The sequence below is a fragment of the Herbiconiux daphne genome, from assembly GCF_024979295.1.
In the GTDB taxonomy this organism is placed as follows: domain Bacteria; phylum Actinomycetota; class Actinomycetes; order Actinomycetales; family Microbacteriaceae; genus Herbiconiux; species Herbiconiux daphnes.
Genome location: NZ_JANLCJ010000002.1, coordinates 68,546 through 83,255, shown reverse-complemented (window position 1 = coordinate 83,255; position 14,710 = coordinate 68,546). Strand labels below are relative to the sequence as shown.

Annotated in this window: 15 protein-coding genes; all 15 read right to left on the bottom strand. The window is 69.7% G+C overall.

Annotation, left to right across the window (positions count from 1 at the left end):
- Nucleotide 1 precedes the first annotated feature (1 nt).
- The 15 genes from gmk to aroC all read right to left on the bottom strand — a co-directional run bounded on the left by gmk (nucleotide 2) and on the right by aroC (nucleotide 14,700).
- Nucleotides 2-916, bottom strand: coding sequence for a guanylate kinase (gene gmk, locus N1032_RS05880; protein ID WP_259538077.1), 915 nt, complete (start codon nucleotides 914-916; stop codon nucleotides 2-4).
- Nucleotides 913-1,797: an orotidine-5'-phosphate decarboxylase gene (gene pyrF, locus N1032_RS05875; RefSeq protein ID WP_259538076.1), complete on the bottom strand. Its 885-nt coding sequence runs from the start codon at nucleotides 1,795-1,797 to the stop codon at nucleotides 913-915. The genes gmk and pyrF overlap by 4 nt, the downstream gene beginning before the upstream one ends.
- Entirely contained in the window at nucleotides 1,794-5,081 is a 3,288-nt protein-coding gene (carB, locus tag N1032_RS05870; RefSeq protein WP_259538075.1) for a carbamoyl-phosphate synthase large subunit, read from the bottom strand. Before carB ends, pyrF begins: the two co-directional genes overlap by 4 nt.
- Nucleotides 5,081-6,259 (bottom strand): glutamine-hydrolyzing carbamoyl-phosphate synthase small subunit, encoded by a 1,179-nt coding sequence (gene carA / locus N1032_RS05865; RefSeq protein ID WP_259538655.1) that lies wholly within the window; start codon nucleotides 6,257-6,259, stop codon nucleotides 5,081-5,083. Before carA ends, carB begins: the two co-directional genes overlap by 1 nt.
- Nucleotides 6,259-6,798, bottom strand: coding sequence for a PH-like domain-containing protein (locus N1032_RS05860; RefSeq protein ID WP_259538074.1), 540 nt, complete (start codon nucleotides 6,796-6,798; stop codon nucleotides 6,259-6,261). The genes carA and N1032_RS05860 overlap by 1 nt, the downstream gene beginning before the upstream one ends.
- Nucleotides 6,791-8,152: a dihydroorotase gene (locus N1032_RS05855; protein ID WP_259538073.1), complete on the bottom strand. Its 1,362-nt coding sequence runs from the start codon at nucleotides 8,150-8,152 to the stop codon at nucleotides 6,791-6,793. The genes N1032_RS05860 and N1032_RS05855 overlap by 8 nt, the downstream gene beginning before the upstream one ends.
- Nucleotides 8,149-9,105, bottom strand: coding sequence for an aspartate carbamoyltransferase catalytic subunit (locus N1032_RS05850; protein ID WP_259538072.1), 957 nt, complete (start codon nucleotides 9,103-9,105; stop codon nucleotides 8,149-8,151). Before N1032_RS05850 ends, N1032_RS05855 begins: the two co-directional genes overlap by 4 nt.
- Complete coding sequence (gene pyrR / locus N1032_RS05845) at nucleotides 9,102-9,668, bottom strand: bifunctional pyr operon transcriptional regulator/uracil phosphoribosyltransferase PyrR (protein WP_259538071.1); 567 nt, start codon at nucleotides 9,666-9,668, stop codon at nucleotides 9,102-9,104. Before pyrR ends, N1032_RS05850 begins: the two co-directional genes overlap by 4 nt.
- A 66-nt stretch (nucleotides 9,669-9,734) precedes the next feature.
- Nucleotides 9,735-10,220, bottom strand: coding sequence for a hypothetical protein (locus N1032_RS05840; protein WP_259538070.1), 486 nt, complete (start codon nucleotides 10,218-10,220; stop codon nucleotides 9,735-9,737).
- A 157-nt stretch (nucleotides 10,221-10,377) separates the two neighbouring features.
- Nucleotides 10,378-10,788, bottom strand: a complete 411-nt coding sequence (gene nusB, locus N1032_RS05835) for a transcription antitermination factor NusB (protein WP_259538069.1) — start codon at nucleotides 10,786-10,788, stop codon at nucleotides 10,378-10,380.
- Between the two features lie 9 nt (nucleotides 10,789-10,797).
- Nucleotides 10,798-11,358: an elongation factor P gene (efp, locus tag N1032_RS05830; protein ID WP_259538068.1), complete on the bottom strand. Its 561-nt coding sequence runs from the start codon at nucleotides 11,356-11,358 to the stop codon at nucleotides 10,798-10,800.
- 67 nt (nucleotides 11,359-11,425) lie between these two features.
- Nucleotides 11,426-11,866, bottom strand: a complete 441-nt coding sequence (locus N1032_RS05825; protein WP_259538067.1) for a type II 3-dehydroquinate dehydratase — start codon at nucleotides 11,864-11,866, stop codon at nucleotides 11,426-11,428.
- A gap of 16 nt (nucleotides 11,867-11,882) precedes the next feature.
- Nucleotides 11,883-12,980 (bottom strand): 3-dehydroquinate synthase, encoded by a 1,098-nt coding sequence (gene aroB / locus N1032_RS05820; protein WP_259538066.1) that lies wholly within the window; start codon nucleotides 12,978-12,980, stop codon nucleotides 11,883-11,885.
- A complete protein-coding gene (locus tag N1032_RS05815) occupies nucleotides 12,977-13,492 on the bottom strand; it encodes a shikimate kinase (RefSeq protein ID WP_259538065.1) in 516 nt (171 codons plus the stop codon). Before N1032_RS05815 ends, aroB begins: the two co-directional genes overlap by 4 nt.
- Nucleotides 13,489-14,700: a chorismate synthase gene (gene aroC, locus N1032_RS05810; RefSeq protein ID WP_259538064.1), complete on the bottom strand. Its 1,212-nt coding sequence runs from the start codon at nucleotides 14,698-14,700 to the stop codon at nucleotides 13,489-13,491. The genes N1032_RS05815 and aroC overlap by 4 nt, the downstream gene beginning before the upstream one ends.
- Between the last annotated feature and the right edge of the window lie 10 nt (nucleotides 14,701-14,710).

Below are 14,710 nucleotides of genomic sequence, written 5' to 3'. Positions count from 1 at the left end.
GTTACTCCTTGCCGCGAAGGTCGATCGCCTTCTGAATCTGCATCAATTCTACGACCTCCGCCGCCGCAGCCTGCACATCGCGGTTCACGACCCGGTGATCGAACTCGTCCTGGGCCGCCAATTCGACCCTCGCCGTGGTGAGCCTGCGCTCCTGCTCCTCGAGCGTCTCGGTGCCACGGCCGATCAATCGGCGCACCAGCTCTTCCCAGGTGGGCGGCAGCAGGAACACGAGCGTGGCCTCGGGCATGGCGGCTTTCACCAGGCGCGCGCCCTGGATGTCGATCTCTAGCAGCACGCTGCGCCCCGAGGCCAGGGCCGCGTCGATCGGGCCGCGCGGGGTGCCGTAGCGCGACTTGTTGTGCACCACCGCCCACTCCAAGAACTCGCCCTCGTCGATCATGCGATCGAACTCCGCGTCGTCGATGAAGTAGTAGCTCACGCCGTCGACCTCGCCGGGCCGCGGCGCCCGCGTGGTGGCCGACACCGAGAGCAGCACGTCGGGATAGTTCTCGCGGATGTAGGTCGACACGGTGCCCTTGCCGACCGCGGTCGGCCCGGCCAGCACGACCAGCCGGCTCTGGGCGGCGCGCTCCACCTGCGGCGCGCGCTTCAGCAGGAACTCGCGCAGCCGCTGCTGCTGGTGCACGCCGAGGCCCGACAGTCGCTTCGACGAGGCGATGCCGAGCCGCTCCATCACGCGGTCGACCCGCACCGGGCCGAGACCCGGGATGCTCATCAGCAGGTCGCGCACGCGCATCGTCGCTTCGACGCTCTCCGTGCTCGACAGGGCGGTGTCGAGCACCGACACGGCGCTCAGCCGGCGCTCCGTGACCGCGCGCTTGACCGCGGCGCGGGCTCGGCGTGCGGCGACGGCGGCCCGGGATGCCGCGACCCGGTCGACCTCGGGCGGCTTCACGAGATCACCTCGCCGACCTGTGCCGCGTCGGCGTCGATCGCGGCCGCGAGGCCGGTGGGGCCGTGCTGCAGGATGGAGCGGGACACACTCACGACGACATCCGGAGCCAACGGCCCGAAAATGTGCGGGATGGCCGAGTACTCGGCCCCCTGGAACCCGAATCCGGGTGCGAGCACGGGCGTGGTCGAGAGGCCCCGCAGCGAGTCGGCGGTGAAGCCGTAGTCGTCGAGGCGCTTCGTGGCGCCGAGCACGAGCCCGAAGTCGCCGAGCCGCGTTCGGTCGGTGTTGCGGGCCGCCACCCCGTCGGCCACGAGACGCGACACGCTCTCGCCGGCGCCGGTGCGGGCCGTCTGCAGAGCCCCCGACTCGGGGTTGGAGGTGGCGCTCAGCACGAACAGGCCCTTGCCGTTCGCCTCGGCGCGATCGAACAGCGGGGCCAGCGCTCCGACGCCGGTGAACGCCGTCACGGTCAGGGCGTCGACCTCGAGCGGCGACCCGCTCGTGAGCCAGGCGTCGGCGTAGCCGTCGTTGGTCGACCCGATGTCGCCGCGCTTCGCGTCACCGATCACCAGCAGCCCGGCCTCCCGTGCAGCCGCGAGCACGTCTTCGAGTGCGGCGAATCCGGCCGAGCCGTAGGCCTCGAAGAAGGCCACCTGCGGCTTCACGATGCCGGCACGACCGGATGCCGCGGCGGCGGCCACGACGGCCAGCCCGAACGATCGCGTTCCGTTCGCGTCACCGGGCAGTCCCCACTGCTCGAGCAGGTAGGGGTGCGGGTCGATGCCCACACAGAGATGACCGTGCGCGCCGAAGGCGGCGTCCAGCCGCTCGCCGAAGCTCCGGATGCGCGTGGGAGGTGACGCGGTCTGCGCCCCGCTCATCCGCGCGCGCTCCGGGCGAGTGCGTACTCCTGCAGCGAGGTCACCTCGAAGCCCTCGCGAAGGGCGTCGAACGAGGCCACCGCCGCACCGAGCTGCGCGATGGTGGTGAACAGCGGCTTGTCGGCCGCCACCGCTGCCGCGCGGATCTCGTAGCCGTCGGCCCGGGCCGAACGACCGCTCGGCGTGTTGATGACGATGTCGACCTTGTTCTGGTTGATCAGATCGACGATGGTGGGCGCATCCGTTCCCTTGCCGTCGGAGTACTTCGTCACCAGGTGCGCGTGGATGCCGTTGCGGTTCAGCACCTCGGCCGTGCCCTCGGTGGCGAGGATCTCGAAGCCGAGCTGCTGCAGGCGCAGCACCGGGAGCACGATCGCGCGCTTGTCACGATCACTCACCGACACGAAGACGGTGCCGCTCGTCGGCAGGCCCCCATAAGCCGCCTCCTGGCTCTTGGCGAAGGCGCGCGGGAAGTCGCGGTCGATGCCCATGACCTCGCCGGTCGAGCGCATCTCGGGGCCGAGCACCGAGTCGACGATCAGGCCCTCCTTGGTGCGGAAGCGCTTGAACGGCAGCACGGCCTCCTTCACGGCCACCGGCGAGTCGAGCGGCACGATCGAGCCGTCCTGCACGGGCAGCATGCCCTCGGTCTTCAGCTCGTCGATGGTCGACCCGACCATGATGCGCGAGGCCGCCTTCGCGAGCGGGATGCCGAGCGCCTTCGACACGAAGGGCACGGTGCGCGAGGCCCGGGGGTTGGCTTCGAGCACATAGAGGATGCCGGCGCCGATGGCGAACTGCACGTTCAGCAGGCCCCGCACGCCGATGCCCTGGGCGATGGCGAGGGTCGCCTCGCGCACGCGGTTGATCTGCTCGCGGCCGAGTGTGACGGGCGGCAGGGTGCAGCTGGAGTCGCCCGAGTGGATGCCGGCCTCCTCGATGTGCTCCATGATGCCGCCGATGTAGAGCTCGTGGCCGTCGTAGAGGGCGTCGACGTCGATCTCGATCGCGTCGTCGAGAAAACGATCGACGAGCAGCGGGTTCGCCGTGCCCACCATGCCCTGGCCCTCGATGCGCTCGAAGTAGTCGGCGAGCGACGGGGTGTCGTAGACGATCTCCATGCCGCGACCGCCCAGCACGTAGGAGGGGCGCACGAGCACCGGGAAGCCGATCTCCTCGGCCACCGCCACCGCGGTGGTGTAGTCGGTCGCCGTGCCGTTCTTCGGGGCCAGGATGCCGGCGGCGTCGAGGATGCCCGAGAACAGCCCGCGCTCCTCGGCCAGGTCGATGGCGTCAGGGGTCGTGCCGAGAATCGGCACGCCGGCCTCTTCGAGACCCTTAGCGAGACCGAGCGCGGTCTGCCCGCCGAGTTGCACCACGACGCCCACGAGCTCGCCGGACTGCTGCTCGGCGTGGATGACCTCCAGCACGTCCTCCAGCGTCAGCGGCTCGAAGTAGAGGCGGTCGCTGGTGTCGTAGTCGGTCGAGACCGTCTCGGGGTTGCAGTTGATCATGATGGTCTCGAAGCCGGCATCCGACAGGGCGAACGACGCGTGCACGCAGGAGTAGTCGAACTCGACGCCCTGGCCGATGCGGTTCGGGCCCGAGCCCAGGATGACGACCTTGCGCCGGTCGGAGGGCTCCACCTCGGTCTCGAGGTCGTAGCTGGAGTAGTGGTAGGGCGTGAGGGCCGGGAACTCGCCGGCGCAGGTGTCGACGGTCTTGTAGACGGGGCGGATGCCGAGGATGTGCCGCACCTCGCGCACATCCTTCTCGCCGAAGCCGCGCAGCGACGCGATCTGCGCGTCGCTGAACCCGTGCTGCTTGGCGAGCAGGAACATGGCGGTGTCGGCGTTCTCCGACGACGAGATGGCCTCGGCCACCTCGTTGATCAGCAGGATCTGGTCGATGAACCACGGGTCGATCTTGGTCGCCTCGAAGACCTCCTCGACACTGGCTCCGGCACGCAGGGCCTGCTGCACGGTCACGATGCGGCCGTCGGTCGGGATGGCGGCCTTGGCGAGCAGGTCGTCTTTCGACGCGTTGAGCGGCTCCCAGTGGAACGACGAGCCACGCTTCTCGAGCGAGCGCAGCGCCTTCTGCAGCGCCTGGGTGTAGTTGCGCCCGATGGCCATCGCCTCGCCCACCGACTTCATGGTGGTGGTGAGGGTGGGGTCGGCGGCCGGGAACTTCTCGAACGCGAAGCGGGGAACCTTCACCACGACGTAGTCGAGCGTGGGCTCGAACGACGCCGGGGTGACCTTGGTGATGTCGTTGGGGATCTCGTCGAGCCGGTAGCCGATCGCGAGCTTCGCGGCGATCTTGGCGATCGGGAAGCCGGTCGCCTTCGAGGCGAGAGCCGACGACCGCGACACACGCGGGTTCATCTCGATCACGATGATGCGGCCGTTCGCCGGGTCGACGGCGAACTGGATGTTGCAGCCTCCGGTGTCGACGCCCACGGCGCGGATGATGTCGATGCCGATGTCGCGGAGCTTCTGGTATTCGCGGTCCGTCAGCGTGAGCGCCGGCGCCACGGTGATCGAGTCACCGGTGTGCACGCCGACCGGATCGACGTTCTCGATGGAGCAGACGACCACCGTGTTGTCGGCGGTGTCGCGCATGAGCTCGAGCTCGTACTCCTTCCAACCGAGGATCGACTCCTCGAGCAGCACCTCGGTGGTGGGGCTCTGGTGCAGGCCGTCGCCGACGATGCGCCGCAGCTCCTCCTCGGTGTAGGCGAAGCCCGAGCCGAGCCCGCCCATGGTGAACGAGGGGCGCACGACGAGCGGGTAGCCGAGGTCTTCGGCGAAGCCGACGGCCTCCTCGACCGTGTGCGCGATGTGCGAGCGGGCCACATCGGCACCGCACTGCAGCACCAGCTCCTTGAAGATCTGGCGGTCCTCGCCCTTGTTGATGGCCTCGAAGTTGGCGCCGATGAGCTCCACGCCGTACTTCTCGAGGATGCCGTGCTCGTGCAGCTGGATGGCCGCGTTCAGCGCAGTCTGGCCGCCCAGGGTCGGCAGGATCGCATCCGGCTTCTCCTTGGCGATGATCGACTCGATGACCTGCCAGGTGATGGGCTCCACATAGGTGGCGTCGGCGAAGTCGGGGTCGGTCATGATGGTGGCCGGGTTGGAGTTCACCAGGATGACGCGCACGCCCTCCTCGCGCAGCACACGGCAGGCCTGGGTGCCCGAGTAGTCGAACTCGCACGCCTGGCCGATGACGATCGGGCCCGAGCCGATGACGAGAACGCTCTGGATGTCTTCCCTGCGTGGCATTACTGGTGGTCTCCTTCAAAGGAAGCGTCGTCGTCGGTGGCGGGGGCCGCCGACTTCTTGGCGACGATCATGTCGCGGAAGCGGTCGAACAGGTATTGGGAGTCGTGGGGGCCGGCGGCGGCCTCCGGGTGGTACTGCACCGAGAACGCATCGATGTCGAGGCACCGCAGGCCCTCCACCACGTCGTCGTTGAGGCTGACGTGGCTCACCTCCACCCGGCCGAAGCCGGCGGGCGACTCGATGACCCCGTCGCGCGGCGCATCGACCGCGAAGCCGTGGTTCTGGCTCGTGATCTCGACCCGGCCGGTGACCCGGTCGAGCACGGGCTGGTTGATGCCCCGGTGCCCGAACGGCAGCTTGTAGGTGTCGAAACCGAGCGCGCGGCCGAGCAGCTGGTTGCCGAAGCAGATGCCGAAGAACGGCGTGCCGCTGCGCAGCGAGGTCTGCAGCAGTTCGACGTGGGCTTCGGATGCCTCGGGGTCGCCGGGCCCGTTGGAGTAGAACAGGGCATCCGGAGCCAGCTCGATCAGGTCGTCGCCGGTCGTCGCCTCGGGCAGCACGACGACGTCGAAGCCCTGCTGCGAGAGGTAGCCGACGGTCGAGGTCTTGACCCCGAGGTCGAGAACCGCGACGGTTCCCACCTTCTCGCCCACGGCCGGCACGGTGTAGCGCTCGGGCGTCGAGACGGTGCTCGAGAGGTTCTGGCCCACCATGCCGGCGCCGGAGCGCACGGTGTTGAGCTGCTCGGTCTGGCTGAGGTCGTAGTCGTCGCCCGAGAAGATGCCGGCCCGCATGGCGCCGAACGACCGGATGTGCCGGGTCACCGCGCGCGTGTCGATGCCCGAGATGCCCACGACCCCGTCGGTCGCGAGGTCGTCGTCGAGGCTGCGCTCGGCGCGGAAGTTCGATACCACGCGCGAGGGGTCGCGCACCACGAAGCCCGCCACCCAGATCTTCGACGACTCCTTGTCGAGGTCGTTGACCCCGGTGTTGCCGATGTGCGGCGCCGTCATCATCACGATCTGGCCGGCATACGACGGGTCGGTCAAGGTCTCCTGGTAGCCGGTCATGCCGGTGGCGAAGACGGCTTCGCCGAGCGTGCGGCCGACGGCGCCGTAGGCGCGGCCCTCGTAGCGTCGACCGTCTTCCAGCACGAGCACGGCGGGTTCGGTTCTGATCACGACGAGGTTCCTTCCTGTTGCGGGATGCCCTGGTGAGGGACGAGTGTGTTCGCGGCGGCGATGAGCCGGGCCGCGTCACCGAGTTCGATGGTTCGCAGGTAGCTCTCGACGTCGGCCGGGCCGTTCGATGACTCGAACGTCCAGTCGAGGCGCACGAGGCCACCGGTCTCGACCACCCGGTCGATGGCCCAGGTCGAGGTGCCGATGGAGCGCAACCGGGACTTCTCGACGAACGTCTCGGGTTCGCCCGGGATCGAGATCGAGACACCCGACTCCCAGACCGTCGCCACCCCGCGCCCGCGGAACGCCAGACCGGGGATGGTGAGGCGGTCGAGCGGGTCGCCGGCGGTGGTGGTTGCCACGTAGAGGACGTCGGCGCGGGCGAGCACGCCACCGCGCGCATCCGTCGCCGGCGCCTCGACGGGTCGCGAGAACGCGGACTGGCGGCGCTTTCGCGCCCGCCAGGCCCAGAACATGGCGCCGAGCAGCAGCAGGGCGAAGAGGGTGACGAGCAGGGCCGGGAAGACTCTAGCCATGGGACTGCGCTCCGATCCGGTGCTGGGCGATCGAGGCGGCCGAGGCGGCCACCTCGTCGGCGGGGGCGAGAACGCCGTCGCGCAGGGTGGGGAAGCCGTGGTGGAATGTCCACCGCACGTTCCCCGCGAGCTCGAGGCCCTCGTAGGGCGTGTTGACGCTCTTGCCGTGCAGCCGGTCGAGCGTGAAGACGCTCCGATCCGACGGGTCGACGAGGGTGAGGTTGGCAGGGGCGCCGTCCTCGAACGAGTGGGTGTGGCCGGTGAGCCGCCCGATGCGCGCCGGCGCCGTGGAGAGCACGCGCGCGACATCCTGCCAGCCGATGAGGCCCGTGTCGACGAGCGCGGTCTGCACGACCGGCAGCGCCGACTCGAGGCCCACCATGCCGAACGCCGCGGCATCCCACTCGCTTTCTTTGCTCTCGCGGGGGTGCGGGGCGTGGTCGGTGGCGACGATGTCGATCGTGCCGTCGGCGACGCCCTCGCGAAGGGCCTGCACGTCGTCGTCGCGCCGCAGCGGGGGGTTCACCTTGTAGCGGGCGTCGTAGCTGCGCACGAGGTCTTCGGTGAGCAGCAGGTGGTGCGGCGTGGCCTCGGCGGTCACGGCGATGCCACGGGCCTTCGCCCAGCGGATGACGTCGACCGAGCCGGCCGTCGAGAGGTGGCAGACGTGCAGGCGCGCGCCGACGTGTTCGGCGAGCAGCACGTCGCGGGCGATGATCGACTCCTCGGCCACCGCGGGCCAGCCCTTGAGGCCGAGCTCGCTGCTCAGCGCGCCCTCGTTCATCTGCGCGTTCTCGGTGAGCCGCGGATCCTGGGCGTGCTGGGCGATGACGCCGTCGAAGGTCTTGACGTACTCGAGCGCGCGGCGCATCAGCAGCGAGTCGTGCACGCATTTGCCGTCGTCGCTGAACACCCGCACGGCGGCGCGCGACTGGGCCATGGCGCCGATCTCGCTGAGCCGCTCGCCGGCGAGGCCGACGGTGACGGCGCCGATCGGCCGCACGGTGGCGTAGCCGGCCGCGTCGCCGAGCGACTGCACCTGCTCGACCACGCCCGCGGTGTCGCTGACGGGGAGGGTGTTGGCCATCGCGAACACGCTCGTGAACCCACCGGCCGCAGCGGCGCGGGTGCCGGTGAGCACCGTCTCGCTCTGCTCGAAGCCGGGCTCGCGCAAGTGGGTGTGCAGGTCGACGAGGCCGGGCAGCGCCACGAGTCCGCCGGCGTCGATCACGATCGTGCCGGGGCCGTCGGATGCCGCGCCGGGAGCGGTCGACACGATGCGGCCCTCGTCGATCACGATGTCGGCGGGCGAGCCGTCGGGCAGGGTCGCTCCCCTCAGCAGATACCGCGTCACGCCAGGGCCTCCCTTTCGCCGGAGAGCAGCAGGTAGAGAACCGCCATCCGGATTGACACACCGTTCGCGACCTGTTCGAGAACAGTCGATTGCGCCGAGTCGGCCGCGCCGGCCGAGATCTCGAGGCCCCGATTCATCGGTCCGGGGTGCATGACAATGCTATCCGGGCGCAGACGCCCGAGGCGCTCGTCGTCGAGACCCCACTGCCGGGCGTACTCGCGCGCGGTCGGGAAGTAGGCGGCGTTCATGCGTTCGCTCTGGATGCGCAGCATCATCACGACGTCGGGTTGCGTCAGCGCGAGCGTGGCGTCGAGGTCGAACGAGATGTCGGCCGGCCAGGTGTCGGCGCCGAGCGGCACGAGGGTCGCGGGGGCGACGAAGGTCACCGTGGCGCCGAGGGTGCGCAGCAGCCAGAGGTTCGAGCGGGCCACGCGGGAGTGCAGGATGTCGCCGACGATCACGACGCTCACCCCGTCGAGTCCACGGCCGCGGCTCTCGCCGGGAAAGAGGCGGCGCCGCATGGTGAAGGCGTCGAGGAGGGCCTGGGTGGGATGCTCGTGGGTGCCGTCGCCGGCGTTGACGATGGCGGCGTCGATCCAGCCGCTCTGCGCGAGCACCTGCGGGGCGCCCGAGGCGTGGTGGCGGATGACGACGCCGTCGGCGCCCATGGCGGCCAGGGTCTGCGCGGTGTCTTTCAGGCTCTCGCCCTTCGACACGCTCGAGCCCTTCGCGCTGAAGTTGATGACGTCGGCCGACAGCCGCTTGGCGGCGGCCTCGAACGAGATGCGAGTGCGGGTGGAGTCTTCGAAGAAGAGGTTCACCACGGTCTTGCCGCGCAGGGCGGGCAGCTTCTTGACCTCGCGGGTGGAGACATCCGCCATGTCCTCGGCGATGTCGAGGATGCGGACGGCCTCGTCGCGGGTCAGGTCTTTGGTCGAGAGCAGGTGCCTCATGCGTCGGTGCCGGACCCCTCGATGCTGGACCCCTCGATGCTGACCTCTTCGGTGCCGTCGATCTCGGCGAGGCGCACGTTGATGCGCTCGTCGCGCGAGGTCGGCAGGTTCTTGCCCACGAAGTCGGCGCGGATGGGCAGATCGCGGTGGCCCCGGTCGACCAGCGCCGCGAGGCGCACCACCCGCGGTCGGCCGAGGTCGTTGAGCGCGTCGAGGGCGGCCCGCACCGTGCGGCCGGAGTAGAGCACGTCGTCGACGAGCACGACGGTCTTGCCGTCGATGCCCTGGCGGGGCACCTGCGTCGGCGACGGCGTGCGGGTCGGATGCTTCGCCAGATCGTCGCGGTACATCGTGATGTCGAGCGACCCGACCATCGCGGCCGGGTCGACGCCCGGCTCGATGCCGGCGATGATGCCGCCGATGCGCTCGGCGAGAACGACACCCCGGGTCGGGATGCCGAGGATGACCAGATCGTTCGCTCCCCGGTTGGACTCGAGGATCTCGTGCGAGATCCGAGTCAACGCCCGGGCTATGTCAGCCTGCTGCAGCACTGTGCGCGCCATGCAACCGACCTCCTTCCCCGCCTCTCGGACGGACTTAAAGGATGTCTACTTCGTGGCTCAACCCTATCAGTCCCGTGACGCCGGAGGCCGCGGGCCGTCGTGCCGCGGGCCGATTCGATCGAGCGCGGCGAGGATCCGGGGCGCGGATTCGCGGCCGTGCAAGCGGAACGGCATCCAGGAGTATACGGACCGCACCACGGCGAAGGGCGTGCCGACCAGGATTAGTTCCGCGACCGCCACCCGCAGGAAGCTCCGGGCCACGCGGCGCGCGTCTGGCGGGCTCGGCTCCGGCGACATCCGGTCGTCCGCACGCCCGACGATCGCTCCGTCGCCGATCGCCTCGTCGACGATCGAGTCGATCACAGCGGAGTCCTGCTCCAGGCCGTCGAGGATTCTGCCGGCCAGGTCGTCATCCCACCCGGCCCGAGCCCTCTGCCGTTCGAGGTGTTCGCGCCACTCGTCCGGCGCACCCAACCGGTCTCGCAGGTGTGGGTTCTCGGTGAGCACGACGAACCGGCACACGCGCATCCTCGACCGTGACTGGCTCTTCACGGTCACCTTCCGCCGAGGCCATGACGAATGCTCACGTCTCAAGGTAGCGCGATTGAGTCACCGCTCGGGAGCCCGGCGACGGCTCCGGGCGCGTTCGGGAGGCCGAATCGGCCTCCGCTAGGGCGAATGGCCTCCCGAAGGAGGCGCGCCGAGCCGGTCAGGCCGACTGGGCCACCTTGCCGAGCACGCCGTTGAGGAAGCCGGCCGACTCGTCGGTCGACAGGGTCTTGGCCGCCTCGACCGCTTCCGAGATGGCGACCGACGCCGGCACCTCGTCGTTGTAGAGAATCTCCCAGATCGCGATGCGCAGCAGCGCCCGGTCGATCGTAGGCATGCGGGCGATGCTCCAGCCCTGCGCGTAGGTCTCGATCGTCTCGTCGATCTCGGCGAAGTGGTCGACGACCCCGTCGACGATGTCTCGGGCATACAGCCACGAGGCCTCGCGGTCGGGCTCGCTCGCGGCACGCCCGGCCTCGGCCGCGAGCGACTCGGTGATCGGGATCTGCCGCACGTCGGCGGCGTAGAGGATGTCGAGGGCCCGCTTACGGGCCTTCGTGCGTGCGCTCAACGACCGGCCTCAGTTGACGCGGCCGAGGTAGTCGCCCGTGCGGGTGTCGACCTTGACCTTCGTGCCGATTTCGAGGAACAGCGGCACGTTGATCTGGTAGCCGGTCTCGACGGTGGCGGGCTTGGTGCCGCCGGTCGAGCGGTCGCCCTGCAGACCCGGCTCGGTGTAGGTGATCTCGAGGGTCACGGATGCCGGCAGCTCGACGTAGAGCGGCTCACCCTCCGAGAGCGCGATCGTGGCGGTCTGCTGCTCGAGCAGGAAGTTCGCCGCGTCGCCGACGATGGTGGCCGGGAGGGTGATCTGGTCGTAGTCGCTGGTGTCCATGAACACGAACGAGTCGCCGTCTTTGTAGAGGTACTGGAAGTCGCGGCGGTCGACGTTCGCGGTGTCGATCTTGGCGCCCGCGTTGAACGTGCGGTCGACGACCTTGCCGGTCATGACGTTCTTGATCTTGGTGCGCACGAAGGCGCCGCCCTTGCCCGGCTTGACGTGCTGGAACTCGATGACGTTCCAGAGCTGACCGTCGATGCTCAGCACTGTGCCGTTCTTGATGTCGTTCGTTGAAGCCATGAAAAAGGTGATCCGTTTCGAAGAGTGTGGTGAGACCGGCGTTTCGGTCCTGAAAGAGTGTAGCGGCTCAGCCTTCGGGCTCGAGGAGAGCCATCAGCGCGAGTCGGTAGCTGCCGAACCCGAACCCCGCGATCACCCCGCTCGCGATGCCCGAGATGACACTGGTGTGCCGGAAGGTCTCCCGCGCATGCGGGTTCGAGATGTGCACCTCGATGAGCGGGATGCCGGCCTTGGTGACGAGCGCGGCGGCATCCCGAAGCGCGTAGGAGTAGTGGGTGAACGCGGCCGGGTTGAGGATGACCGGCGTGTTCGAGTCGACCGCCTCGTAGAGCCACGAGATGAGCTCGGCCTCGTCGTTGGTCTGCCGCAGGTCGATGCTCGCGCGCCCGGCGGCGGCCGTGGTGAGCTGTTGCTCGAGGGTCACCAGGTCTTGCGAGCCGTAGACGTCGGGTTCCCGACTGCCGAGCCGGCCGAGGTTCGGGCCGTTCAGAACGAGCACGGATGCCATGGGTCTCCTTCTGCGATCACGACGCGATCTCTTGATAGGCAGCGTAGAGCAGCGCCGTCTCGGGCCCCTGCAGCACGCTCGGGCGGGCCAGGTCGTCGAGCACGATGAACCGCAGCATGCCGGCGCGCGACTTCTTGTCGCGCTGCATGGTGGCCAGCAGCGTCGGCCACCGGCCCGCCGGGTAGGTGGTCGGCAGCGTGAGCGAGTTCAGGATGTCGCGGTGCCGGTCGACCACGGCGTCCGACAGCGACCCCGTGAGGCGGCCCAGTTCGGCGGCGTAGGTCATGCCCACGGCGACGGCCGCCCCATGACGCCACTGGTAGCGCTCGGCGTGCTCGATCGCGTGCCCGAGCGTGTGGCCGTAGTTCAAGATCTCGCGGAGCCCGGCCTCTTTGAAGTCGCTGCTCACCACGCGCGCCTTGACCGCGATCGAGAGCTCGATCAGCCGCCGGAACTCCGGGGTCGACGGATCGGTCGCCCGGTCGACGTCGGCCTCGAGGATGTCGAGGATCTCGGGTTCGGCGATGAACCCGCACTTCACGACCTCGGCCATGCCGGCCAGGATCTCGTTGCGCGGCAGGGTCGCCAGCAGATCGAGGTCGGCGAACACCGCTCGGGGGGCATAGAACGCGCCCACGAGGTTCTTGCCCTCGTTGGTATTGATGCCGGTCTTGCCGCCCACCGAGGCGTCGACCATGCCCAGCAGCGTCGTCGGCACCTGCACGAGCGTGACACCGCGCAACCAGGTGGCGGCCACGAATCCCGCGAGGTCGGTCACGGCTCCCCCGCCGAACCCGATCACGGCGTCGGTGCGGGTGAAGTCGGCCTGCCCCATCACCTGCCAGCAGAACGCGGCGACCTCGACCCGCTTGCCGGTCTCGGCATCCGGAATCTCGGCCAGCAGCACCTCGAAGCCGCCCTCGAGCAGCTGCTCGCGGAACTCCGCCGCGCGGGCGCCGAGGGTGGGCGGATGCACCACCAGCACCTTCGTGACGCCCGGGCCGAGGCTCGCGCCCACCCGGTCGAGCACCCCGCGGCCGACGACGACGTCGTAGGGGTCGTCGCCCGTGACGGGGATCGTGGTGGCGTCGTCGATCGGGTCGGCGTCGGTCATCGGGTGCTCTCCTTCGTCGGCTGCGTCGCGTTCTGCCGGGCCCAGTCGGCGATCTCGGCGGCCAGCTGGTCGGTGGGCCGGTCAGAGGTGTCGACGGTGTGGTCGGCGAGCCGCTCGTAGAGGTCGCGGCGCTTCTCGTAGAGCGCGATCCACGACTCGACGTCGGCCACGAGCGGCCGCTTGCCGTTGCCGAGACGCGAGAGCACGGCGTGCGGTTGCACGGTGAGCAAGACCACCGGATGCCGCGCGAGATCGTGCTGGGTCTCGGCATCGAGCACGGCCCCACCGCCGAACGAGACGACCGCGTCGGCCGAGAGCGCCTTCACCACCTCGGCGCGCTCGAGCGAGCGGAAGTGCGGTTCACCGTGCGTGGCGAAGATGTCGCTGATGGGCCCGTGCGCGGCCACGACCAGCGAGTCGGTGTCGATGAACGGCAGCCCGAGCAGGCGGGCGACGCGCTTGCCGATGCGCGATTTTCCGGCCGCGGGCGGGCCGATCAGCACCAGCCTCATGGCTGGGCGATGCCGGTGCGAAGCGCCTCGGGAATCGCCGCGAGGTACGACTCGAGGTTGCGCCGGGTCTCGCCGATCGAGTCGCCGCCGAACTTCTCGAGCACCGCGTTGGCGAGCACGAGCGCGGTCATCGCCTCGGCCACGACGCCGGCGGCCGGAACGGCGCATACGTCGGAGCGCTGGTGGTGGGCCGCGGCATCCTCGCCGGTCGCGACGTCGATGGTGTGCAGGGCGTGCGGAACGGTGGCGATCGGCTTCATGCCGGCGCGCACGCGCAGCACGGTGCCGGTGGACATGCCGCCCTCGGTGCCGCCCGCACGGTCGGTGGAGCGGGTGATGTAGGAGCCGTCGGGGGCGACCTCGCGGTAGAGCTCGTCGTGCGCGGCCGACCCGCGGCGGCGGGAGGTCTCGAAGCCGTCGCCGACCTCGACGCCCTTGATCGCCTGGATGCCCATCAGGGCCGCGGCGAGCTGCGAGTCGAGCCGGCGGTCCCAGTGCACGTGCGAGCCGAGCCCGGGCGGCACGCCGTAGGCGAGCACCTCCACGACGCCGCCAAGGGTGTCACCCTCCTTGTGGGCGTCGTCGATCTCAGCCACCATGAGGGCGCTGGTCGCGGCATCCCAGCACCGCACCGGGTCGGCGTCGAGCGCGTCGACATCCGACGGGCGGGGCAGCGGGCTGCCGTCGGGCACCCGGATCGGGCCGATGGCGAGGGTGTGGCTCACGAGCGCGATGCCGAGCTCGCGGAGGAACGCCTTCGCGATGGCGCCGAGCGCCACGCGGGCCGCCGTCTCGCGGGCGCTCGCCCGCTCGAGAATCGGGCGCGCCTCGTCGAAGGCGTACTTCTGCATGCCGACGAGATCGGCGTGGCCCGGGCGCGGGCGGGTGAGAGGCGCGCTGCGGCCCCGGCCGGGCAGCTCGTCGTCGATCGGGTCGACGCCCATGACCTCGGTCCACTTCGGCCACTCGGTGTTGCCGATGCGCACGGCGACCGGGCTGCCCAGGGTCTTGCCGTGCACGACACCGCCGGTCATGGCCAGCTCGTCCTGCTCGAACTTCATGCGGGCGCCGCGGCCGTAGCCGAGTTTGCGCCGGGCGAGGTCGGAACGGAGCTGATCGAGAGTAACGGGGATGCCGGACGGAAGACCCTCGACGATCGCGATGAGTTCTTGACCGTGGGACTCCCCGGCGGTGAGCCAACGAAGCATGATTACGATC

Coding starts and splice junctions, on each gene's coding strand:
- carB (WP_259538075.1), bottom strand. CDS start 5,081: ATGCCACGCAGGGAAGACATCCAGAGCGTTCTCGTCATCGGCTCGGGC.
- efp (WP_259538068.1), bottom strand. CDS start 11,358: ATGGCTTCAACGAACGACATCAAGAACGGCACAGTGCTGAGCATCGAC.
- pyrR (WP_259538071.1), bottom strand. CDS start 9,668: ATGGCGCGCACAGTGCTGCAGCAGGCTGACATAGCCCGGGCGTTGACT.
- N1032_RS05825 (WP_259538067.1), bottom strand. CDS start 11,866: ATGGCATCCGTGCTCGTTCTGAACGGCCCGAACCTCGGCCGGCTCGGC.
- N1032_RS05850 (WP_259538072.1), bottom strand. CDS start 9,105: ATGAGGCACCTGCTCTCGACCAAAGACCTGACCCGCGACGAGGCCGTC.
- aroB (WP_259538066.1), bottom strand. CDS start 12,980: ATGACCGACGCCGACCCGATCGACGACGCCACCACGATCCCCGTCACG.
- N1032_RS05815 (WP_259538065.1), bottom strand. CDS start 13,492: ATGAGGCTGGTGCTGATCGGCCCGCCCGCGGCCGGAAAATCGCGCATC.
- aroC (WP_259538064.1), bottom strand. CDS start 14,700: ATGCTTCGTTGGCTCACCGCCGGGGAGTCCCACGGTCAAGAACTCATC.
- N1032_RS05860 (WP_259538074.1), bottom strand. CDS start 6,798: ATGGCTAGAGTCTTCCCGGCCCTGCTCGTCACCCTCTTCGCCCTGCTG.
- pyrF (WP_259538076.1), bottom strand. CDS start 1,797: ATGAGCGGGGCGCAGACCGCGTCACCTCCCACGCGCATCCGGAGCTTC.